Genomic DNA, 22,182 nt, shown 5'->3' on the forward strand with positions numbered 1-22,182 from the left:
GCTCAGGCCGCCGTCTTCGGCACCTTGGCCTCGCGGAGGATGTCGTCGACGCAGTCGTCGGCGCTCACGCCCTCGATCTCGGCGTCGGGGTGCAGGATGAGCCGGTGGCGCAGGATCGCGGGCGCGAGCGCCTTCACGTCGTCGGGGATGACGTACTCGCGGCCCTCGCTCGCGGCCATGGCGCGCGCGACCGCGAGCAGGCCGATCGACGCGCGCGGCGAGGCGCCGAGGTAGACCGAGCGGTGCACGCGGCTCCGGCCGACGATGTCGGCGATGTACTCGATGATGCCGTCGTCCACGCGGATCCGCGCGAGCCCCTCGCGCATCTCGACGAGCTCGGCGGCGGTGGCGACGCGCTGGATCTCGAAGCGATCGAGGCGCGCCGCGTGGAAGCCGTTGACGTGGTTCTTGAGGATCAGCCGCTCGACCGCCTGCGAGGGGTGCTTGACGTTGACCTGGATCAAGAAGCGATCGAGCTGCGCCTCGGGGAGCGGGTAGGTGCCCTGCGACTCGATGGGGTTCTGCGTGGCGATGACGAAGAACGGATCCGGCAGCGCGCGCGTGATGCCGTCGGAGGTGACCGCGAGATCCTGCATCGCCTCGAGCAGCGCGCTCTGCGTCTTGGCCGGCGCGCGGTTGATCTCGTCGGCGAGGAGGAGCTGCGTGAAGATCGGCCCCTCGTGGAAGACGAAGCGGTCTTCCTTCTGGTTGAAGACGTTGCCGCCGGTGACGTCGCTCGGCATCAGATCGGGCGTGAACTGGATGCGCTTGAAGGTGGCGCCGAGCACGTGCGCGAGGGTGCGCACGAGCAGCGTCTTGCCGAGGCCGGGCACGCCCTCGATGAGCACGTGACCGCCGGCGAGGACGGCGACGAGCGTGTGCAGGATGAGATCGTCCTGGCCGAGGAGCACCTTGCCGGCCTCGCGGCGGAGGAGATCGAAGCGATCGCGGAATTCAATCGGGTTCATGTCGTCTTTCGGTCGGAGGTTCGCTGACCGGTCGCGTCGAGGAAGCCCTGGAGCTCGCGCACGAGCTCGAGATCGGCGGCGGCGCCGTCGCGCGCGCGAGGCGACGGCCGCGCGCCGCGCGCGCTCTCGGGCGCGCGGAGCGACGAGGCGGGCGCGGCGTCCTCGCGGGCGCCGGAGGCCTCGACCAGCACGCGCATCACCTCGGCCTCGGGGCGGCCGGTGCGCGCGGCGATCGCCTCGGCGAGCGGGATGAGGCCCCGCCGGCCGGAGCGGTGCACGCGCTCGCGCAGACGATCGAGCGCCCAGCTCGCGTAAAGGCCCGCGGCGTGGCGCGAGGCGCGCGCGCGCCGGTAGGCGAGGCCGAGCGCGCGGGCGTGATCGGCGAAGGCGCGGCGACCCGCGGCGGGCGGATCGCGGAGGCGCGCGAAGGCGCTGCCCTTCCAGAGGTAGAGCAGCGCGAGGAGCAGGAAGAGCTGCGCGATCACGGGCCAGAGGTTCGCCTCGCGCACGGCCTCGAAGGGCGTCTCGGCGCCGACGCCCGTCCACTCGTCGACGATCTCGACCTCGGTCGCGTACGGCGCGAACCGGAGCAGATCGAGGAAGAGCTGCGCGTTGTCGGGGGCCGCGAGCGAGACGTTCGACACGAGGCGATCGTCCGCGATGACGACGACCTTGCCCTCGCCGAGGCGGCGGACGACGCCCGCGGTCGAGGACGATTCGCCCCGGAGGATCATGTAGAGGTCTTCGGGCTCGTCGCCGTTCGCCTCGACGAGGCGCTTGCCGGGCGGGAGCGAGGCGCGGAGCCCGCGCGACCAGTCCGCGGCGAGCGCCGTCGACGTCTCGGCGTCCTGGGCCACGCGCAGGCCGAGCTCGACCTCGTCGGGCAGGCGCGGGAGCCCGGCGAGGAAGAGCGTGCCGCCCTTGTCGCTCACCCACGCGAACAGGTCCTTCCACGTGGCGTCGTCGATCGTCGCGCCCGGCAGCACCACCAGCGCGAGCGCGCGATCGGGCGCCGCGAGCGCCTCGCCGCGGCGCCGCGCCTTGAAGCCCTGCTCCTTGAGCACCTCGAGCACCGCCTGGGTGCCCGAGGGCGACCGATCGCCGCCGCCCTCGTCGCCGCCGCCGGCGTGCGGCGTACAGGAGAGCGCGGCGGAGAGGCCGAAGACGACGAGCGCGAGCGCGAGCGCGCGGCTCACGAGCGGGACGACGCGGTCCATCACCGCGCGGAAGATCGGCTCGGAGGGCGGCGTGACGCCGAACTGCACGCCCTCCACGTCGCGCACGATCGATCGCATCGCGCCCTTGAGATCGGGCCGATCGCGCAGGCTGCGCACGTAGTCGCCGTTGGTGCGAGAGGGGTGGATCTCGATGAGACCATCCCCGTCGAGGCGGCGAAGGAGCGCGGCGTACGCGTCGTCGATCGCGCGCGCGTGGTCGCCGCGGGCCGCGTGGCTGCGCGCGCGCGCGAGCAGGCGCTGCACGTCGGTCTCGACCTCGCGCCTCGCCGTCTCCTCGAGCGTGGGGCCGCGCGCGGGCGCCCTCTCCTCCTTGGCCTCTTCGGCGGGCGCGCGATCGCGGAGCAGGTTCTTCAGCAGCGCGTGGATCACCCCCCCGAAGAAGACGACGAGCAGGCCGATGAAGAGCACCGACGCGAAGAAGCTCATCCCCGAGAGATCGACGCGCATCTCGGGCCAGGGGCGGCGGCGCTCGTCCTCCGTCGGGCCGCGATCGGTCGGCGCGCCGCCCGCGCGAGGTTTGCCGGACGCGCCGCGGCCGCCGCGGCCGGACACGGCCGATCGCGAGAGCTCGACCGGGGGCAGCGTGCACGCGGCGGGGAGCTCCGGGCACACGTCGCTCGATCCGGCGATGATCGGGCACCACGCGTGCTCCTCGGGGGTGAGCGGGTAGTCGTCCTCGTGGCAGAAGCGGTAGCGATCGTCCTCGAGGACGTCGCGCACGCTGAAGTGAACGTTCTTTTCCTCGTCCTCCGCCCGGGCGTCTCGCGCGAGCGGCGCGCCAGCGGAGAGCGCGACGAGGGCGGCGAAGAGGCGCGCGCGGCGGCTCACGCGGCGGCCCTCTTCTCGCCTTCGCGCGCGGCGATCGCGAGGAAGCGGAGCTGGATGTCCCAGCCGTCGGCGCGCGTGCGCGCGTCGATGTAGTGGAGGAAGCGCGCGGTCGCGACGTACGGGATGCCGGCGAAGAAGCCCGCGAGCGCGAAGGGCGAGCCGCCGTCGTCGAGGAGCGCGCCGAACGGCTTGCCGAGCTGGAGGATCGCGTCGACGAGCGACTGGCCGAGCAGCTCCGCCGTGAGCGCGATGCCGGCCTGCGCGAGGAGCAGCGCGATCAGCGCGCCGAGGACCGCGGCGACGCGGCCGGTGACGAAGCGGCTGCTGCGCTGGATGGCGTCGCCGGCGCGCGCGGCCTCGAGCAAGCTGGCCTCGTGCACGAAGACGAGGCGCGGCCAGGCGAGGGGGAGGCCGAGGAGCATCGGGAGCGCTGCCGCGGCGAGCAGGAGGCGGCTCAGGAAGAGCATCCCCAGGTACGACGAGAGGCGCGCCCTGAACAGGCGGAGCACCTGGCCCGCGCTGAGCTCCTCCGAGAAGAGCAGGCGCCCCACCGCGACGGTGAACACGCCCTGCGCGACGCCGCCGAGCGCGATCGCGACGCCCCACACCGCGAGCCACGACCAGCCCGCCGCGTGCCGCAGCGCGAGGCAGCCGGCGAGCATCGGGAGGAAGAGGATCGCCGAGAGCCGCGCGTAGAGGCCGAGCGCGAGCGACATGCAGAGGCGGCAGGCGAGATCGAGGATCTCGGAGAGCGGGCGCGGGCGCAGCACGATCGCGGAGGCGCCGAGGTTCATCGCGAGGCCTCCTTCGCGGGGCGACCCGCGAGCGCCAGGTAGAGGACGATGAGCAGCGAGAAGACGCCCGAGGCCGCCCACTTCACCGGCGGGGGGAGCCCCGAGGGGGACCAGAAGCCCTCGATCCCCGCGGCGATCAGCAGCATCGCCGCCGCGCCGAGGATCTGGCGCACGATCGACGGCGCCGCGCGGCGCAGCGAGCCGACGCGCGTGCGGCCGCGCGTCTCGACGAGCGCGTAGCCCATCTCGAGCCCCGCGCCGCCGGCGATCACGATCGCGGTGAGCTCGAAGGGCGCGTGGCTGCACATGAACGTCCAGATGTTGCCGCCGTGGCCCACGCTCATCACGTGGCCGACGACGGTGCCGGTGAAGAGGCCGTTGTAGATGAGGAAGAAGATGCTGCCCGCGCCGAAGAGCACGCCGGTGGCGAAGCAGCGGAAGGCGATGCCGACGTTGTTGAAGACGTAGAACCCCGCCATGCCCGTGTCGGTGCCCGCGTCGCGCCCGCTCAGGCCCTCGCTGTACATCTGGGCCATGGCCTGGAGCACCGGGCCCGGGAGCACGTGGGTGGCGAACTCGTCGGAGGCGAGCGCGCCCGCGATGCCGACGAGCGAGGGGAGGAAGAAGAGCGCGCACGCGATCGCGAAGAAGCGGCCGTTGTCGCGCAACGCGCGCGGGAAATCGCGGGTGAAGAAGGAGACGACGTCGGGGAGGCGGAAGGGCTCCGCGCCGTAGAGCGTCGCGTGCGCGCGCGCGGCGAGCGCGTCGAGGTACGCGGTGAGATCGGGCGTGTAGCGCGCCGCGCGCGCGCGCATCAGATCGGTGCAGAGCGAGCGGTAGAGCGCGGCGAGGCGCGAGATGGCGGCGCCGTCCTTCTTCGCGAGCGAGCCGCTGTCGTCGACCAGGAGGCGATCGAGCTCCTGCCAGTCCGGCCTGCGGGCCGCGACGAACTCGTCCTGGGAGCGGGCGCCGATCACGCGCTCACCTCCTTCTTGCGCTTGCGGCGGGGCTTTGGGCCGCTCTCGGCCCCCTCCTGGCCGCCGCGGTGCGCGTGCGCGCGGTGGTGGAGGACGCCGAGGAAGCGCGTGGCGTCCTTGTAGCGGACGCCCATGCGCCGCGCGAACACGGGCGCGGTCATCTCCGCGAGCTCGCTCGCGCGCGCGGGCGAGAGGCGGTCGAGGCGGCGGAGGAAGAGCTCGATGGCGTCGAGCTCCTCGCCGGAGAGCGGGAGGCGCGCGGGCAGGCTCGAGAGCTCCGCGGGGCTCGGCGCGGGTCGGAGGACGAGCGGGCCGGCGACCGTGTGGCGCGCCTCGACGATCACGAGGGTGCCGCCCACGAGATCGCCGAGGCGGCGGAAGCGCGGATCACGGCCCATGACGGCGAGGCCGACCGCGTACGTGCCGAGGAACGAGAGCGGATCGATGAACGGGGGGAGGAGATCCGCGGCGCGCAGCAGGTTGCGCAGCAGGCTGTCCCCGAAGCGGAGCGGCTGGCCGCCGTCGGTGACGACGCGCAGCGAGAGGGCGCGCTTGCCGGGCGTGCAGCCGCTCCAGAGGGTCTCGAAGAAGACATAATACCCCCACTCGATCGCGAAGAGGACCAGCAGCACGAAGCCCGTCGACGCGCCGCGCAGCGCCGGCCCCACGGCGACGCCGCCGATCGCGGCGAGCATCCCGACCGCGAAGACGATGACGCCGCGCACCACCAGATCGATGAGGTACGCGAGCGCGCGCCGCGCGGGGCCCGCGATCTGATGGCGGAACCGCACGTGCTCCGGCGTCTCGATCTCGGCGCTCGTGTCGAGCGGTTCGCGGAGCGTCTCGCGGTGGATCATGCGGCGAGGAGGGCGATCAGGAGCCCGCCTTGGGCGGGGCGACGACGACCTTGGTGCCGGCGATGCGATCGTGCAGGCAGCGGCGATCATCGCTGAAGATCATGAGGGCGTCGACCAGGTTGACGATCGTGCTGAGCGCCTGGCCGACGGCGGGGACGAGGCCGAAGAGCGCGAGGACCCAGTTGCGGACGATGACGCCGGACACGAAGTCGACGCGCGAGCCGTCCGTCTTGATGATCTTGATCTTCGTCCACTTCTTCCCGAGCGTCTGCCCGCGCGTGGCGATGAGGTACCACTGGTAGATGACGAGCGGGAGCGGGCCGAGGAGCGCGCCGGCGCCGATGATCAGGTAGAGCTTCCACTCGTCCGCCGCGGCGCCATCGAGCGCGTCGGTGCCGATGAAGAGGATCATGACGGGGATCGCCGAGCCGACGAGCAGCAGGTTGTCGAGGATCCGCGCGCCGAACCGCGTGCCGCGCTCGGCGAGGACGTGCTCGTCCGGCTCGTCCTCGGCATAGGAGCGCGCGTCGTCGGTCGTGGGTGCAGCGTACGGGTTGTACTCGTGCCTGGGATCGTCGAGCTGCATGCCCCCTCCTCCTCGTCCGAATTGCATCACCCGAGCGACAGCGCGTCAATCGGCCGAGGCGCTCGGCCCTGCCGGCTGGGGACATCCATGGTTCATGCAACCACGGAATCCCTCGCGTGGAGCTCCGTGCCATGGCACCGGGAGCCCACGCAGGCCGCGGCGCGCGACTTGCGCTCTGCGCCTGGTCAGGGCGGCTATCGCTCGGGCGCGCTCACCCCTTGTTCCGCCCGCCCCGCGACCTCCGGTACTCGTCGAGCTCCTCGCGGCCTGCCTTCCCGTTCCGCTCGAGCGTCTTCAGCCAGCCATCGCGGTAGTCCCGCATCGTCTCCGCCACGGTCTCGGCGACGACGAGGTTGCGGTACCACTTCGCGTCGGCCGGCACGATGCACCAGGGCGCGTGCTTGGACGAGCAGCGCCGGAAGACCTCGTCGTAAGCCTCGGTGTACTCGTCCCAGTGCTCCCGCTCTTTCCAGTCGTTCACGTTGAGCTTCCACGCGGTCGACGGGTTCTCCTCGCGCTCCAGCAGCCGCTCCTCCTGCTCCTTCTTGCTGATGTGCAGGAAGAACTTGAGCACGATGGTCCCGTGCTCGGCGAGCAGCTCCTCGAAGTCGTTGATGTGACCGTAGCGCTCCCCCCACAGCGACTTGGGCGCGAGGTCGTGCACGCGCACGACGAGCACATCCTCGTAATGAGAGCGGTTGAAGATGGCGAACTCCCCCGCGCGCGGCGCCTGCCGGTGGATACGCCACAAGAAGTCGTGCTCTCGCTCCTCCTTCGTGGGGACGCCGAACGAGCTCACCGTGACGCCGCGCGGGTTCAGCGCGCCGACGACGTTCTTGATCGCCCCGTCCTTGCCGGCCGCGTCGCGGCCCTGAAGGACGATGAGGATGCTGTGCGTCCTCGCCCCCCACATCAGCTCCTGCAGCTCGAGCAGCTCTTCGCCGAGCTCCTTCAGCCGCTCCGCCGCCCCCTGCTTCGTCGCGCCCCGAGGAGGATCGGTCGAGACGTCATCGAGGCGAAACTTCGAATCAGGCTTCGTGAGTCGCGTGATGGGCATGTCCGCGAGCCTACACGATCGCGTAGGGGCACCGTCGCCGGGACCGGAAAATCCTGTTGCAGAAATGAAATGAACTACGTACCGTCGAGGTCGGAAGGGCATCGCCATGCGCCTGTCCTCGTCCCTCGGGTGCTTCCGATGGTGCGCCTGGCGAAGCCTCTGCCGTGGAGGGGGGGCGCGGATGACGCACGCTCTTGGATTCGACCATTCCTTGGCTCGGATACGGCGTGCCGCCCCGAGCGCCTGATGCTGGTCTCTGCCCCTGTCTCTCGGCCCCCAACGGCTCACCGGCGGCGCTCCGGCGTTCACCTCGGCATCGGCGTCAAGCTCGCCGCAGCGACCGTGGTGGTCCTCACCAGCGTCACCGTGCTGGTCGCCAATCAGGTGATCCAGAAGACACGAGATGACCTCGTGTCGGCGAAGGCGAACGCCGCGTCGATGATGGCGGATCTGCTCTCGGGCTCCCTGACCGCGCCGCTCGATTTCGGCGATCGGGACACGGCGCAGGGCGACCTCGACCAGCTCCGGTCGAACCGCGCGCTCATCGCCGCGGTCGCGTGGGGCAGCGACGCCGAGCCCGTCGCCAAGATCGGTCAGCCGGAAGGCGGCCTGTCGGCGTTCACCGCGCGCGGCGCCGAGAACCAGGTCCTGGAGCGCGAGATACGCGTCGCCCGCCCGATCGTGCGCGACGACGGGAGGCGCCTCGGGACGCTCGTCCTCGTCTTCTCCCTCGAGCCCGAGAACGCCGCGTTCGCCGCGGCCCGCCGCAACATCCTCGAGTTCGCGGGCATCGTCGGCGCGATGACGGCCTTCCTGCTCCTCGCGTTCGCGAGGTGGCAGATCGTGCGTCCGCTCTCGCGGCTCGTCGACGCCGCGCGGCGCGTCGGGGAAGGGGACCGCGCCGTTCGCGTGAACGTCCGCACGAACGACGAGCTCGGCCGGCTCGCCGACGTCTTCAACGCGATGAGCTCTGCCATCCTCGAGCGCGAGGGCAAGCTCGAGATGGCCACGGAGAGCCTCCGGGAGCTCTTCGACAACATGCGCGAGGCCATCGTGGCCTTCGGCCCCGACGGCCGGCTGGGCAGCGAGGCCTCGAGAGAAGCCAGGCAGATCTTCGGCGACCGCGCCGCGGAGGGCAACCACGTCGCGGAGCTCCTCTACAGCGGCGGGCCGCTCTGCGTCGAGAGCCAGGCGCTCCGGCAATGGGTCGACGCGGCGTTCGACGCCGACGTCGACGCCTTCCCGGAGGTCGCCGAGCTCGCCCCGCGCGAGGTGTGGTTCGAGCGCGCGCCGGGCGACCGGAGGTTCTTGCGGATCGAGCTCTGCCCCATCGTCTCCGGCCGGAAGATCGCGCGCATCATGCTGCTCGCGACCGACCAGACCGAGCTCAGGCGCCTCGCGGAGAGCGTCAAGACGAAGGACGAGGAGCACGCGCGCCAGATCGCCGCCATGCGCCGCCTCATCGCCGGCGGCGGCCAGGTCTTCGTCCGCTTCATCGAGATCTCGCGCGAGCGCGTGGCCCGGTGCAGCGAGATCCTGAGGCCCGGCGGGGAGCTCTGCCCCGCGGACATCGACGAGCTCTTGCAGCAGCTGCACACCATGAAGGGCGAGGCCCGGTCGTTCGACCTGGAGCGCCTCGCGGACGAGATCATGACGCTCGAGGACGAGCTCTCCAGGGTCCAGGCGCGCGCGCGCTCGGAGGACAGGCCCTCGGTCGAGGGGCACGCGGCGTCGTGGCGCTCGCGGCTCACCCGCGTCGCGGACGAGCTCACGCGCGCTCAGGAGACGTTCGTCGACGCCTCGCCCGTGGGCAGCGCGATCCTCGACCAGATCACGGTCCGCCGCACGGACGTCACCCGCCTCGGCGAGCTCGTCGGCCCGCAGGGCGGCGAGGCCGCCGAGATCGTCCGCCGCCTCGCGGCCCGGCCGTTCGGCGAGGTGCTCGCGCCGCTCCTCGAGCGCGTCCCCCGCTGGGCCGAGCGGGAGGGCAAGCGCGCCCGCCTCGAGATCGACGGCCGCGAGGCCTCCATTCCTCCGGATCTCGCGCGCTTGCTGCCGGGCGTGTTCCTCCACCTCGTGCGGAACGCGATCGCCCATGGAATCGAGCCCCCCGACGCGCGCGCCCGGACGGGCAAGCCCGAGGTCGGCGTGATCCGCGCCAGCTGCATCGAGGACCGGCCGCTGCCCACCCTCCTCGTCGAGGACGACGGTCAGGGCATCGACTTCGACGCCCTCGCGACGAGCGCCGGCGTCGATCCGAAGGATCTGCGCCGGACGCGCGAGCTCCTGTTCACCCCCGGCGTGAGCACGAAGGGCGACGTGAGCGACCTCGCGGGCCGCGGCATCGGCCTCTCCGCGGTCCGCGCCGATCTCCTCTCGGTCGGCTGGCTCATCGAGGTGGACGCGTCGCGCCGGACCGGCGCGGCGTTCGTGATCCGCCCCCAGGCTGCCCCTCTCAGCAACGGAGAATGACCCGATGTCACACGGCGGACGCATCCTGGTGATCGATGACAGCGAGATCGTGCTGATGCGGATCCGCGTCGAGCTGTCGAGCGCCGGCTACGAGGTGGTCACGACGACGCAGCTCGTCGGCACGGCCCGCCACCTGCGCGGCTGCGATCTCGTCATCGTCGACTTCTTCATGCCGGGCCTCGACGGCGCCGCCGTCCTCCGCTCGCTCAAGGCCGCGGTGCCCGAGGGCGAGAGGCCGCCGCTCTTCTACCTCTACACGACGGACGCCGAGGCCGGAGCGCGGTACGCGGAGCTCGGCTTCGACGGCGTCTTCAGCAGGAAAGGCGATCTGCTCGCCCTCACGCCGCAGGTGCAAGCGGCGCTCCGCATCCGCAAGCTCGCCGGCCTGTCGCGCGGCAAGGAACGCAAGACATGACGCCTCGCCGGCGCGCCCTCGTGCTCGGCCTCTTCGTCGCGGCCGCCCTCGCCCCATTCCATGTCATGGCGGAGCCGGCGACGGCGCCCTTCGCCGTGCAAGCGGAGATCGTCACGCGCATCCTGCCGTACGACAGGGGCTTTCCAGAGCGGGTGAAGGGACAGGTCTCTTTCCTCCTGCTCTCTCGGGCCGGCGACGCGGACTCGGCGAGCGCCGCGCTCCAGATGAGGAGGGCGCTGAACGACATCGGCAAGGTGCGTGACAAGCCGATCCGCGTGGAGAGCGCCGAGTACTCGAGCGCGTCCGAGCTCGCCGCGGCGTGCCGCGCGCGCGACATCAACGTCGTGTACATCTCCTCGGGGCTCGGCAGGGAGGTCGCCGCGATACGCGGCGCGCTCACGGACACGGGCATCCTGAGCTTCGCGGCCGTGGAGCCCTATGTCTCGCAGGGGGCCGTGCTCGGCGTCGACGTCGCGGACGGCAAGCCGCGCATGAGCATCAACCTCGCGCAGGCCCGGGCCCAGCACATCGACTTCCCCGCTCCCATCCTCAAACTGGCAAGGATCTATTGACGTGAGCTCGACCCGTCTCGCACTGATCTGCGCCGCGTCGCTCGCGTGGTCGACCGCCGCCCCGCGCGAGGCGCGGGCCGAGGACGTCAGCTCGCTCCTCGAGATCCTCGAAGAGAACGTCGTGTCCGGCGCCTCGCGCTCCGCGGAGCGCGAGAGCGACGCGCCCGCCATGTCGTCGGTGATCACGGGCGCGCAGCTCAAGCTCTTCGGCATACGGCGCCTCGCCGACGCGCTCACCTTCCTCGCGAGCGGCGTCTTCGCGAACGACCGCATGTCGGTCCCGGAGGTCGGCGCGCGCGGGGTCGCCCTGACCCGGGACTCGAACAGCCACGTGCTGATCGTGCTCGACGGCATGGTCGTGAACGAGCAGGGCGGCGGCGCCGTCTTCCTGCACGATATCCCGATCGAGATCGTCGACCATATCGAGGTGGTCCTCGGCCCTGGCTCCGTGCTCTACGGCGCGCAGGCCATGCTGGGGGTCATCAACGTCGTCACGAAGAAGGCCGCCGATCACCAGGGCATCCGCGCCTCCCTGACCCTCGGGGCGTCGCCGCCGCTCGACGAATCGGGCGCCATCCGGGCGCCTACCGTCGAGGGCATCGGGGGCGAGGGCACGGCGGCGCTCGGGTTCGGGCGCCGCTTCACGCTGCGCGGGCAGCCCGCGGGCGTTGTGGCGGCGGTCGACGTGCACCGCTTCGAGGGGCCCGAGGTGAGCTTCCCGAAGCAACCGCTCCCGGTCCTGGCGGACGGCGTGTCCGTCATGGATCTCGGCTCGCACGCCGAGCCCGGCTTCTGGGGTGGCCCGGTGGAAGAGCAGTGGTTTCGCCGCAAGGCAGGCGCCTTCGTGCGCCTCGACGTCGGCGACCTGAGCGCCGTCGCGCAGGCGACGCGCTCGTCGTGGGCCGCGCCCTTCATGGATCTCCACGAGAACCGCGTCGGGGCCTATGACGACGCCCGCAACGACAACACGCAGTCGCTCGTCCTGACCAGCGTGCGTTATCGCGCCCGCCTGAGCGAGCGGATCGAGGGCGTGGCGCGCGGGTACTTCGGGTTCAGCCGGATCGAGCGCTCGCGCCACGTGGTGGGCCATGACCCGCTCGTGCCGAACGTCCCGCTCGACGTGCTCGATCCGGAGCAGTGCCCGCGCGGCCCGTCCGGTCCCTGCCGGAAGGACGCGCTGTTCGTCTCCCGCTGGGTCGGGCTGGAGCTCCAGGCGCGGTACGACTGGGCAGGCGACGGCGCCTCCACGACCATGGCGGGCCTCGATGGGCGCCTCCGCACGTCGGCCTACGAGTTCGTCGCGTTCGACGAGCTCACGGGGAAGAGTTATGGCTCCGACCCGGAGCGCACGCGCTGGCACGGCGGCGGACACCGTCTCGAGGACGAGGCCGCGCTCGGGGCCTATGTGCAGCAGACGCTCCGCCTGTTCCGGCCCCTCTCGCTCAACGCCGGGATCCGGGTCGACCTCGACTCGCGTATCCCGCTCGAGTACGTGGCGAACGCGATCTCGCCGCGCGCCGCGCTGATCCTCACGCCGGACGAGCGCGTGTCGCTCAAGCTCATCTATTCGAGCGCGTTCCGCGCCCCCAGCTTCGTCGAGCTCTACACCGTGAGCGGCAGGCTCCTGCCGAACCCGGACGGCCTCAAGCCGGAGAAGGTCTCCTCCCTGGAGGCGGTCTCGTCGTTCCGGAGCGGCGCGTACTCCTTCACGGCCGGCGGCTTCTACTCGGACTGGAAGGACGTCATCGAGCTCCAGCTCCTCCGGGCGAAGGCGCCCAGCGTCTCGAGGTACAACAACGTGCCAGGCATCGAGAACTACGGCGCGAACCTCGGCTTCGAGACGAGCTTCCTCGAGCGGAGGCTGCGCGTCGGCGTGAACTCCACGTTCGCCGCGACGCGACGGCGCATGTCCGCCGAGCAGATCGCCCGGAACGCGCGGTTCGGCACCGGCGACGACGTCCCCATCACGGTCGCGCCGCAGGTGTACGGCAACGCCCGCGTATCGTACGAGGTCGGCGCTGGCGCCGTGTCCCTGGCGGCCGCCTACATGGGCCGGCGGATCGCCGACCAGGCGTACTATGGCGGCGATCCGTCGAACATCGCCCCTCGCCCCGAGGTGCCGCCGCAGCTCGAGCTCCGCGCGGCGGTGACGGGCGCGATACCCGGGGTGAAGGGCGCCGGGTACACGCTCGGCGGGCAGTACGCGTTCTCCGCCCATGAGCCCTACGTCGTCGGGCCGAGCCAGGGGCAGCCGCGTTACCTCGTCGAGAGCGGCCCCACCGCGGATTTCGCGTTGAAGAACCGCCTCACGCTCTTCGCCGGGATCGAGCTCCACCTCGACGACGACGCCGCCGCGGGCAGCCCGGCCGCGGCGGCCAGGCCCTCCTCCATCGCGACCGTCGGGCGCGCGAGCCACGGAGCTTCACCGTGAAGAGCACACGTTTTCCCGCGCTCCTCCTCCGCTTGTCGGCCACGACAGGCCTCCTTTCGGGGGGCTGCGTCGAGGTCGGCCACCCCATCGAGGTGGGCTGCTTCGTCGAGGACGACAACCCGAACTGCTTCGACACGGGCGTCTCTGCCAGCTCTTCTCGGGCGAGCGGGGCCGCCGCGGCCGTCGGGGCTGGCGGAGGCGGCGCGAGCGCCGATGCCGTAGGCGGCGCCGGCGCGAGCGCCGATGGCGGAGGCGGCGCAGGCGGTGACGGCGGCTCGGGCGGCGCGGGCGGCTCAGGCGGCGCGGGCGGCTCAGGCGGCGCGGGCGGCGCGGGCGGCGTAGGGCTGTGATCGCGGGCGCTCTCTCGCTCCATGACGCTCGATTGCGTCAGCCTGTCCGCCAGATGAGGGGCCGAATGGTCCACCGTGGAGTCATCTCCGACGGTACCCTACCGGTGACTGGCATGCTCTCCTGCTGGAACTGCCACGGTCGGCATCGTGATGAACGAGGACGGAAAAAGCATTGACAGTCGATTTTGTTTCACTTAGTCGTAATAATGAAGTCGAGCTGGAGCGCCGATCAGGCTGGAACCAGAGAAGTGAACCGCCAAGGCGTCAAGGGACGCCAAGAGACGCCAAGAGACGCCAAGAGACGCCAAGATTTTATGTTTTTCTTGGCGTCTTCTGGCGCCTTGGCGGTTCAACTCCTTGCCGTTCTGCATGCGGCTTCAACCCCGTTTGTCGCTCTAGGCCGTTGTAGCGCCATCATGGAGGGGGATCGTGCGCTATCGAGATCTGTCTGATGGCATTCAGGACGATCGGACGCCTCCGAAGTGCGGCCGCTTGCCCTGACCGGGCAGAAAGCGCTCGATGGAAGTTCCTGTGACGCCCGCGATGAACGAGACCGAGGCCAGCCGGACGCAGGGCGCGACGATCTCGCGAGCCCAGCGGATACTCGACGCTTTGCCGGTGATCGTGTGTGTCCTGGACCTCGCGGGACCGCGGCTCACCGGGCACAACGCCGCGCTCGTCCGGGCGCTCGGCTGCACGGGAGAAGAGCTCCTCTCGCGGGGCGTCGAGGCGCTCTCGGCGCGCATTCACCCCGACGATCTCGCCGGCCTCGCCGCGCGCGCGGCCGAGCTCGCCGCGGCGCGCGACGGCGGGGTCGTCGAAGGCGAGCTGCGGGCGCGGACCATCGAGGGAGGGCAAGAGGAGCGACTCTTCGCCGTGCGCGCGGAGGTCTTCACGCGAGGGGACGACGGCGCCGTGCGCGAAATCCTCGTCTTCGCCGAGGACGTGACAGCGCGAAGGCGCCGCGAGCAGGGCGGCCGCAGGAGAGACGCGCTGCTCGCGGCGCTCTGCGACCGCGCCCCTGTCTTCATGTACGCGAAGGACCGTGACGGCGCCTTCCTCCTGGCGAGCCGCTCGATGGAGGATCTCGTCGGGGCGACCCCGGGCAGCATGCTCGGAAAGACCGATGGCGACTTCTGTCCGCCGGAGGTTGCTTCTATTTACAAAGACGTCGACGACCTGGTGCGCAGGAACGGCGCTCCGTTCGAGGCCGAGGAGATCGTCCCGCAGGCCCAGGGCGATCGGACCCTGTACACGATCAAGTTCCCCCTCCGCGGCGAGGGCGTCCCGGAGGGCGCGGTCGCCGGGTTCTCTGTCGACATCACGCGGGTCAAGGCGGCGGAGCGCGAGCGGGAGGCGGCGCGGGACGAGCTGCTCGCGGCGCAGCAGGACACGATACGTGAGCTGGTGACGCCGCTGTTGCCGATCGCCGAGGGGGTGCTCGTGATGCCGCTCATCGGGTTCTTCGACGGCGCGCGGGCGAGCCGGATCATCGAGACGCTGCTGGAGGGGGTGGAGAGGCACTCGGCCCGCATCGCGATCATCGATATCACCGGTGTCAAGGCGGTGGACGTCCAGGTGGCGGAGATGCTCGTGCAGTCCGCGCGCGCGGTCGGGCTGCTCGGCGCGCAGGTGGTGCTCACCGGCATCCAGCCGGCGATCGCGCGGACGCTCATCGAGCTCGACGTCGACCTGCGGGGCCTGGTCACGGCGGGGACGCTGCGGAGCGGCATCGCGTATGCGTACCCGGTCGGGCAAGCGCGCGGTGGACAGGAGCGCCACGTGCGCCGTGAATGAGGGCGGGGCGCGCCGAGCGCGCGCCATCGCAGCGTGGTCCCGGATGTCGGCGCGCGCACAGCCGTGCTGAGCCGTCAGGGGACGGTGAAACGGGTCGAGCAATATCGAGAAGAGGAGGGGATTCATGGTCCATCGCGCCGTTTTGGGGGGCATCCTTCTGGCGACCAGCGTGCTCGCCTGCAGCTCGAGCGAGAGCACGGCGGAAGCGCCGCTGACCATCGCTTACATCACCCACAGCAAGTGCAATCGGTTCCACGATCTGGGTCGCGCGGGCGCCGCGCAGGCGCAGAGCGAGCTGTCGACGACGAGCGCGCGGCCGGTCAACGTGATGATCCTGGACCCTGAATGTCCGGAGCTCACGGACGACGGCAGGCCGCTGGACCCCGACGACGCCTGTTACCTCGCCCGGCCGCAGATGGACGTGCTGCAAGAGGTCATCGACATGAAGGTGGATGCGATCTCCGTCGATGTCTTCAGCGGGGAATGCGAGAACGACCTCATCAACAAGGCGGTGGACGCCGGCATCAAGGTCGTCACGTACGGCGGCGACGCTCCGGCCAGCAAGCGCCACACGTACTACGGCATGGACAACAAGGCCGCCGCCGCGTTCCTCATGGATGCGCTCGCGACCATCAACGGGAAGACCGGCAAGATCGCCTATCAGACGATGATGGATGAGGACGCTGACGGCGGCTACACCCCCACCCCCGCGGGGACGTTCATCGACCGGCTCGCCGGCTTCTCCGAGGCGCTGAAGAAGTACCCGGACATGACGAACGTCGTGAGCCTCCCTTGCGTGTGCTGCGACTACGCGGATCCTTTCTGCGCGCGTACCGCGAATGAGGCCCTGGATGAAGACCCGGAGATCACGGGCTTCTTCTTCTCCTACAGCAAGCTCCTCGGCGAGCCCGACCTCGCGGCGAACGCGAAGACGCTCACCGCGAGAGCGAAGGAGAAGACCATCCACTCGGTGGCGTTCGACACGCTGCCGGAGTACATGGATCGCATGCGCGCGGGGTACGTGGACGTGCTCCTCGGCCAGAAGCTGTTCGGCTGGGGCTACGATACCGTCATGCTCGCGTACGATCTGGCCACCACCGACCGTCAAGTGAGCGCCTTCACCGACGCTGGCTGGTACGTCGTCTGTCCGAACAACCTGGAGGAGTTCGAGCGCAACACCCAGGCGATGGACTACCGGACGCCCCTGTCGAAGTGCAGCTTGCTCCCCTGAGCCCCGCGTTGCTCAGCGCGGTAGGCTGCATTGCGTGACGCGCGCCACGATCGTCGCTTGCGCGGGGTAAGCTAGCCCGCGGCGCCGCGCCGGCCGGCCGCGACCGGCAGGCGGCGCCGCGTCTTCGGTTTCGCCGCGCGCGCGCCGTGGCTATCATGGTCGAGCTCTGGTCCGCGCGTCCGCCGCCGGGCCTGGAAGGAGCCGCCATGAGGAGAGGCCTGCCGCGATGAACGAGACCAGGGCCAAGGAGCAGCAGGACGCGCTCAGCGCGCGAGCCCAGAAGATGCTCGACGCGGCGCCGGTTATCCTGTGTGTCGTGGGCCTCGACGAGCGGCGGCTCATCGCGCACAACGCTGCCCTCGCCCGTTCGCTCGGCTGTTCGGGCGAAGAGCTCTCGACACGCGGCGTCGAGGCGCTCTCGGATCGGATCCACCCGGACGACATGGCCGGCCTCGCCGCGAGCGCGGAGCGGCTGAAGGGGGCGCGGGACGGCGAGGTGATCGAGGGGGAGCTCCGGGCGCGAGGCCGCGAGGGAGACGAGCGCGTCTTCGCGGTGCGCGCGGAGGTCTTCGCGCGCAGCGAGGATGGAGGTGCGCGGGAGATCTTCCTGTCGGCCGAGGACGTGACAGCGCGAAAGCGCGGCGAGCAGCGCCTCCACAGGAGCGAGGCGCTGCTCGCGACGTTCTGTGATCACGCGCCGGTCCTCATGTATGCAAAGGACGGGGAAGGCGCCTTTCTCCTGGTGAGCCGCTCGGTGGAGGCGCTCGTCGGGGCGACCCCGGGCAGCATGCTCGGAAAGACCGACAGCGACTTCTTTCCATCGGAAGTTGCGTCCATTTACAAAGACGTCGATGACCTGGTGCGCAGGAACGGCGCCCCGTTCGAGGCCGAGGATCCCGTCCCTGACGCCCGAGGCGAGAAGACGTTCTACTCGATCAAGTTCCCTGTCTGGGGTGAGGGCATCCCGGAGGGCGCGGTCGCCGGCATCTCTGTCGACATCACGCGTGTCAAGGCGGCGGAGCGCGAGCGGGAGGCTGCGCGGGACGAGCTGATCGCGGCGCAGCAGGACACGATACGGGAGCTGGTGACGCCGCTGTTGCCGATCGCCGAAGGGGTGCTCGTGATGCCACTCATCGGGTTCTTCGACGGCGCGCGGGCGAGCCGGATCATCGAGACGCTGCTGGAGGGGGTGGAGAGGCACTCGGCCCGCATCGCGATCATCGATATCACCGGTGTCAAGGCGGTGGACGTCCAGGTGGCCGAGATGCTCGTGCAGTCCGCGCGCGCGGTGGGGCTGCTCGGCGCGCAGGTGGTGCTCACCGGCATCCAGCCGGCGATCGCGCGGACGCTCATCGAGCTCGACGTCGACCTGCGGGGCCTGGTCACGGCGGGGACGCTGCGGGGCGGCATCGCGTACGCGCTGAAGCGAACGTGACAGCACGGCGCCCCTCGCCACCAGGCGCCTCGCCCCGCAGCGCGGGCGCCTGCCGACCAACAGGTCGCTCGAGCGGGCCGCGCCGGTCGGCGCGTCATTGCAGCGTGCAGATGAGCCGCTGACCGCGCACGGAGTAGGCACCGTCGCGTTGCTCGATCCAGGCGACGAGCAGCTTCACGCCGAGCTGCGCGACGGTCGAGCCGAGGATCTGCGCGCTGCTGCCGTCCGGAAGGGAGAAGATAGGCTGGTTGGGGAGCACGTTCTCACCTGTTCGCGTGAACCAGCCCAGGCTCACGCTCTTTCCAGGGGGCGGCACCAACGTCAGATACACGTTTTCGCCGTCGCTCGCGACGGGGCCCGGGGGGTTGTACTGGTTCACGTTCTGGAGCTTGAAGACAGGGACAAAGCCGGGCGGGGGAACCTGTCCGAGCGACAGGAAGTCCTTCACGACGCCTACCTCCGCCGAGAGGGCGAGCCTCGGCGGAGGGACGAGGTGCACGATCAACAGCGTGACGCCGTCGCCCTCGGGCAGCGGGAACGCCCCAAAGAATGACTCCACCTCGTCAGGAGACGGGCTGAACTGGATCTGGTGCGCCACGCCGAGATCGGCGCGAGAGGCGCCCGTTCGGAAGAACGCTTCTCCGGTCGCCTTGTCATCCAACAAGAGGAGGTGCTGGCCGTTCGTGACGGTGTAGTAGTGAACGTTGAGCGAGGCATCGGTACGTGGGCCCTGGGCCACCAGGGTCGGCGCAGGCTCGGCCGATCCACCCACGACGAGCGCTCGCGTCGAGCCGCCCGGCGCCGCGCAGGTCGCGGCGTAAAGGGTGTTATCGCCCGCCTGGACGAACGCCATCGACGCGGCCACGTTGGGGCTCGAGCACTCCGGTGCGAGCGCGGGAAACCGCTGGAACGTCCCCTCGGACGAGACGCCGTCGGCGGTCGTGGGGAAGACGAGCTGCCCGATCTCGTACCCCACCCTGCCCTGAAGGATCACTTGCCCTCCGGATTCGTGGCCGGTGACGAAAGCCGCGCCGTCGGTGAACGGGAACTCCGTCTTCGACCCGGCTGGCTCCCCGATCTCGTGCACCGTCCCGATCACGAGCCGGCTGGCAGTCTTGTCGATGACCGAGACAAATACGCGATCAGGTCCGCTTGCCAGCACGAGCGAGGAGGTGTCGACCTCATGGCCGCCGAGGGCCTCGGACGTGAGGATGTCGAACGGCTCGAGGTCGAGCGCGCACTTCGCCTCGGCCGGCTTGCAGACGCCGTCCTGACAGACGCCGCTCGGGCACCCGGAAGAGACGCTGCACGCTTCGCCGCCGTCGCCTCCTTGGTTCAGCTCCGCGTCGGCGCGCACGCCCGCGATGATCTGGCAGCCGGCGACGAGCAATGCGCCCCCGACGACGACGAGCCCCCATGGTCGCATCTGGCCCATCTCAAAAGCTACCTCGCAACGACAGCCCCGCTGTTCCCAACCGGGCCGGAGGCCCCAGGCGCACCTCCAGCGCCGTCGACGGCACGGCCTCGCTCGACGGCGCGGTCAGGAACACGACGAGGCCTGTGACGAGCGCCGCGCCTCCCGCCGCGAACGCCACGTTGGAAATGTTCGCGGTCGTGTTGGCGTCCTGATGGAGCTTGACCCCCTCGGCGCCACATCGAGGAGGGTCGTCGTCGGTACACCCATGCTGGTTACGCGCTTCGCTCATCTTCGAGAGCGTCTCGACACCGAACACAGCGCCTACCGCGATCCCCGCCAAGCTCACCCCGCCCAGCACGAGCCCAGCGGTCCGCTGCGCGCTCCACGAGCTCGCCGCGGGCGCCGCGCTCGTGACCGCAGGCGCGGGCGCTTCCGGCCCTGGCGCGGGCGCGTCCTCGAGCAGAGGGACGCGCACCGTCCTCTGCCCTGGCTTCGGCTCGACGACCACCTTCGTGCTCCATGCCTTTTTGCCAGGCGCCACCGCCGCGATGGCATGCTCGCCCGGATCGACCGGGATCGCCGAGCCGAACATCGCCGCATCGAGCGGCTTCGCGTTGCGCCGCACCTCGAGCCCCTCGACCCGGGCCTCCGGCGCCACCTCGATGACGAGCCTCGAGAGCCGCGGCTCGAGGAGGCCCGCCCGCCGCCCCGCTTCCTTCGAGCGCCGCCCATCGCCCGCTCTGCGCGCCGTCGCTTCGGCGTCGTTGAAGGTCGCCCAGGCGCTCGCCGTCTCGCCATTGAGCTCATAGCAATCCGCCAGGGCGAGCAGCGTCCCGGCCATCGGGTCCAGCTTCTGGCTGGCGACGAGCTTCGAGCACCCCAGAGCGTAGCTGCCCTGCTTGACGAGCGCGCGCCCCTCGCGGAAGAGCACATCGGCGGCCGCCCGGTCCTCGGCGGTCGGATCCGCGAGCGCGCGCGGCGCGAGCGATAACGATAGAATCAGCGCGCTCGCAGCGATGATACCGCGCTTCACACGCATCGGTCCTGGGCCACGCACCGATCCCAGTATATGGGCACCCCTCGCCGTTGTCCCAGGGTTAGCGACGCTCGTCGTACGAGAACGCCGGCTCAGGCTTCGGGGCAAGAACGTCCTTGGCTGGGGGCTTCGCCCGCGGGGCGGGCTTCGTCGCCTTCCGCGTGGCCGTCGCCGCCGGCGAAGGCGAGGTGGGCTCCGCCTGCGCTTCCGCGCTCGCGGCAGGAGAGGCGGGCGCGGAGGGGGGAGCCTGGGGGGCAACAGGCGCGGATGGGGCCGCGTTCGGCGCGCCGAAGGAGGCAGCGGGCCGGTCTGTCGGTGCCGGGGAGCGCGCCCGCTCCTGTCCCCCCCCATCCTGCCCCCCCCAGGCGATCACCGCCACCGCAGCGCCCGCGAAGAACGCACCGCCGAGGAGAAGGGGAGCCCGATTGCGCGGCTTCGACATGAGCACAACGAAGGGCGATAAGGCTCTGTAGGGCCAGGGCGCGGCGGGCGCTGCTTCCGCCATGGCATCCGGCGGGCGCGGCGCGATCGACCTCGCTGCGCCGGCGCTGGCCGGCGGCGAGGAGGCCTCCACGCGGCGCGGCTCCGGCGTGTCTCTGGCTCCCGGCGAAGACGACCGCGACATGGAGAGCACCCGCGAGACCCGCTCCGGATAGCTCGGCGCTCGCGCGGCCGCGTGAGGCGCGAGGGCGCCTGCGAACGCTGCGACGTCGCTCCAGCGCTGCTCGCGATCGTGCATCAAACAACGCTGGATCACGGCGTCGATCTCCGGCGGCACGTCGCTCCGGCGCTCGTGGAGCGGCGTGGGCTTGGCCGCGAGCATGCGCCAATAGAACTCCGCCATGGTCTCCGCGTGAAATGGCGTCTGCCCGGCGATGAGCTCGTACAAGAGGACGCCGAGCGCCCAGACGTCGCTGCGCGGGTCGACATCCTTCGGCGAGCTCATCTGCTCGGGCGACATGTAGTAGGGGGTGCCAAGCTGCTGGTCGTCGTCTGTGAGGGCGAGCTCCGCGCCGCTGATCTTCGAGATCCCGAAGTCGAGGACCTTGATGCACGGCGCGCCGCTGACGTCCTGCGTGACGAAGAGGTTCGCCGGCTTCAGGTCGCGGTGCACAATCCCGGCGGCGTGCGCCTCGCCGACGGCTTCACACGTCTGAAGAACGTACTCCACGGCGTCGTCGAGCGAGAGACACCCACTCTCCTTGAGCAACGCGGCGAGATCACGCCCTTCGAGGAATTCCATGACGATGTACGGCGCGCCGCTCTCGAGGGCGCCGACGTCGAACACGCGGGCGACGTGCTGGCTGCGCAGCCGCACCGCCGCGCGCGCCTCGCGCAAGAAGCGCGCGCGCGCGTCGGCGGTGGCGTGCTGGGCCGAGCGCATGAACTTGACGGCGACGCGCTGGCCGAGCTCGACGTGGACCGCCGCGACGACGACCCCCACCGCCCCCGCGCCGAGCAGACGCTCCACGCGGTACTTGCCCGCCACGACGTCGCCGGGCCGGACCGGGGCTTCGATCATGGCTTGCCATGAGGTCTCAGCGGCTTCGGGAGGTCAAGCGTCGCTTGATGGGCTCGCGCGGGCCGGCGAGATCACGAGAGCGTCGTAGTAAACCACCCGCTCAGGCCGAACACGATGAGGGCAAGCGCGCGCATCGCGCCGTCTCCTGAACCGCCCACGTCGCGTGCGGGAGGCCCGTCATGGCCGCCTGTGCAGCCGT

18 protein-coding genes are annotated in these 22,182 nt (G+C 70.9%); 8 read left to right on the top strand and 10 right to left on the bottom strand.

The window, feature by feature from the left end; translation table 11 throughout:
• Nucleotides 1-2 precede the first annotated feature (2 nt).
• From WMF44_RS07545 to WMF44_RS07575, 7 genes are all read right to left on the bottom strand, one after another.
• Nucleotides 3-968: an AAA family ATPase gene (locus WMF44_RS07545; protein ID WP_437298446.1), complete on the bottom strand. Its 966-nt coding sequence runs from the start codon at nt 966-968 to the stop codon at nt 3-5.
• Nucleotides 965-3,034 (bottom strand): DUF4350 domain-containing protein, encoded by a 2,070-nt coding sequence (locus tag WMF44_RS07550; protein ID WP_437298447.1) that lies wholly within the window; start codon nt 3,032-3,034, stop codon nt 965-967. The genes WMF44_RS07545 and WMF44_RS07550 overlap by 4 nt, the downstream gene beginning before the upstream one ends.
• Nucleotides 3,031-3,828, bottom strand: a complete 798-nt coding sequence (locus WMF44_RS07555; protein WP_437298448.1) for a hypothetical protein — start codon at nt 3,826-3,828, stop codon at nt 3,031-3,033. The genes WMF44_RS07550 and WMF44_RS07555 overlap by 4 nt, the downstream gene beginning before the upstream one ends.
• On the bottom strand, nt 3,825-4,805 hold the full coding sequence (locus tag WMF44_RS07560; protein ID WP_437298449.1) for a stage II sporulation protein M: 981 nt from the start codon (nt 4,803-4,805) through the stop codon (nt 3,825-3,827). Before WMF44_RS07560 ends, WMF44_RS07555 begins: the two co-directional genes overlap by 4 nt.
• Complete coding sequence (locus WMF44_RS07565) at nt 4,802-5,662, bottom strand: RDD family protein (protein ID WP_437298450.1); 861 nt, start codon at nt 5,660-5,662, stop codon at nt 4,802-4,804. Before WMF44_RS07565 ends, WMF44_RS07560 begins: the two co-directional genes overlap by 4 nt.
• 16 nt (nt 5,663-5,678) lie before the next feature.
• Complete coding sequence (locus WMF44_RS07570; protein ID WP_437298451.1) at nt 5,679-6,248, bottom strand: RDD family protein; 570 nt, start codon at nt 6,246-6,248, stop codon at nt 5,679-5,681.
• 211 nt (nt 6,249-6,459) lie between these two features.
• The gene (locus WMF44_RS07575) at nt 6,460-7,305 is read right to left on the bottom strand and encodes a PPK2 family polyphosphate kinase (RefSeq protein WP_437298452.1); all 846 of its coding nucleotides are present in this window, start codon (nt 7,303-7,305) and stop codon (nt 6,460-6,462) included.
• Nucleotides 7,306-7,551: 246 nt separating this feature from the next.
• Here WMF44_RS07575 and WMF44_RS07580 point away from each other — a divergent pair, with 246 nt between their 5' ends.
• The 8 genes from WMF44_RS07580 to WMF44_RS07615 all read left to right on the top strand — a co-directional run bounded on the left by WMF44_RS07580 (nt 7,552) and on the right by WMF44_RS07615 (nt 18,008).
• Nucleotides 7,552-9,777 (top strand): HAMP domain-containing protein, encoded by a 2,226-nt coding sequence (locus WMF44_RS07580; RefSeq protein ID WP_437298453.1) that lies wholly within the window; start codon nt 7,552-7,554, stop codon nt 9,775-9,777.
• Nucleotides 9,778-9,781: 4 nt separating this feature from the next.
• Nucleotides 9,782-10,192, top strand: coding sequence for a response regulator (locus tag WMF44_RS07585; RefSeq protein ID WP_437298454.1), 411 nt, complete (start codon nt 9,782-9,784; stop codon nt 10,190-10,192).
• Nucleotides 10,189-10,764, top strand: a complete 576-nt coding sequence (locus WMF44_RS07590) for a YfiR family protein (RefSeq protein WP_437298455.1) — start codon at nt 10,189-10,191, stop codon at nt 10,762-10,764. Before WMF44_RS07585 ends, WMF44_RS07590 begins: the two co-directional genes overlap by 4 nt.
• A gap of 1 nt (nt 10,765) precedes the next feature.
• Nucleotides 10,766-13,195: a TonB-dependent receptor plug domain-containing protein gene (locus tag WMF44_RS07595; RefSeq protein WP_437298456.1), complete on the top strand. Its 2,430-nt coding sequence runs from the start codon at nt 10,766-10,768 to the stop codon at nt 13,193-13,195.
• Nucleotides 13,192-13,545, top strand: a complete 354-nt coding sequence (locus WMF44_RS07600) for a hypothetical protein (RefSeq protein WP_437298457.1) — start codon at nt 13,192-13,194, stop codon at nt 13,543-13,545. Before WMF44_RS07595 ends, WMF44_RS07600 begins: the two co-directional genes overlap by 4 nt.
• 519 nt (nt 13,546-14,064) lie before the next feature.
• Nucleotides 14,065-15,342: a PAS domain-containing protein gene (locus WMF44_RS07605; RefSeq protein ID WP_437298458.1), complete on the top strand. Its 1,278-nt coding sequence runs from the start codon at nt 14,065-14,067 to the stop codon at nt 15,340-15,342.
• Nucleotides 15,343-15,466: 124 nt separating this feature from the next.
• On the top strand, nt 15,467-16,573 hold the full coding sequence (locus tag WMF44_RS07610; protein ID WP_437298459.1) for a substrate-binding domain-containing protein: 1,107 nt from the start codon (nt 15,467-15,469) through the stop codon (nt 16,571-16,573).
• Between the two features lie 226 nt (nt 16,574-16,799).
• Nucleotides 16,800-18,008 carry a PAS domain-containing protein gene (locus WMF44_RS07615; protein ID WP_437298460.1) on the top strand — a complete coding sequence of 403 codons (1,209 nt, stop codon included), beginning with the start codon at nt 16,800-16,802 and terminating at the stop codon, nt 18,006-18,008.
• Between the two features lie 94 nt (nt 18,009-18,102).
• On the opposite strand, the gene WMF44_RS07620 is transcribed toward WMF44_RS07615, so the two are convergent.
• From WMF44_RS07620 to WMF44_RS07630, 3 genes are read right to left on the bottom strand one after another with little or no spacing between them, the layout of a single operon-like run.
• Nucleotides 18,103-19,443 (bottom strand): hypothetical protein, encoded by a 1,341-nt coding sequence (locus tag WMF44_RS07620; protein ID WP_437298461.1) that lies wholly within the window; start codon nt 19,441-19,443, stop codon nt 18,103-18,105.
• Nucleotide 19,444: 1 nt separating this feature from the next.
• On the bottom strand, nt 19,445-20,464 hold the full coding sequence (locus tag WMF44_RS07625; protein WP_437298462.1) for a hypothetical protein: 1,020 nt from the start codon (nt 20,462-20,464) through the stop codon (nt 19,445-19,447).
• A gap of 58 nt (nt 20,465-20,522) precedes the next feature.
• On the bottom strand, nt 20,523-21,983 hold the full coding sequence (locus WMF44_RS07630; RefSeq protein ID WP_437298463.1) for a serine/threonine-protein kinase: 1,461 nt from the start codon (nt 21,981-21,983) through the stop codon (nt 20,523-20,525).
• Nucleotides 21,984-22,182: the final 199 nt, after the last annotated feature.

The organism is Sorangium sp. So ce426, from assembly GCF_051475585.1.
Classification (GTDB): domain Bacteria; phylum Myxococcota_A; class Polyangia; order Polyangiales; family Polyangiaceae; genus Sorangium; species Sorangium cellulosum_B.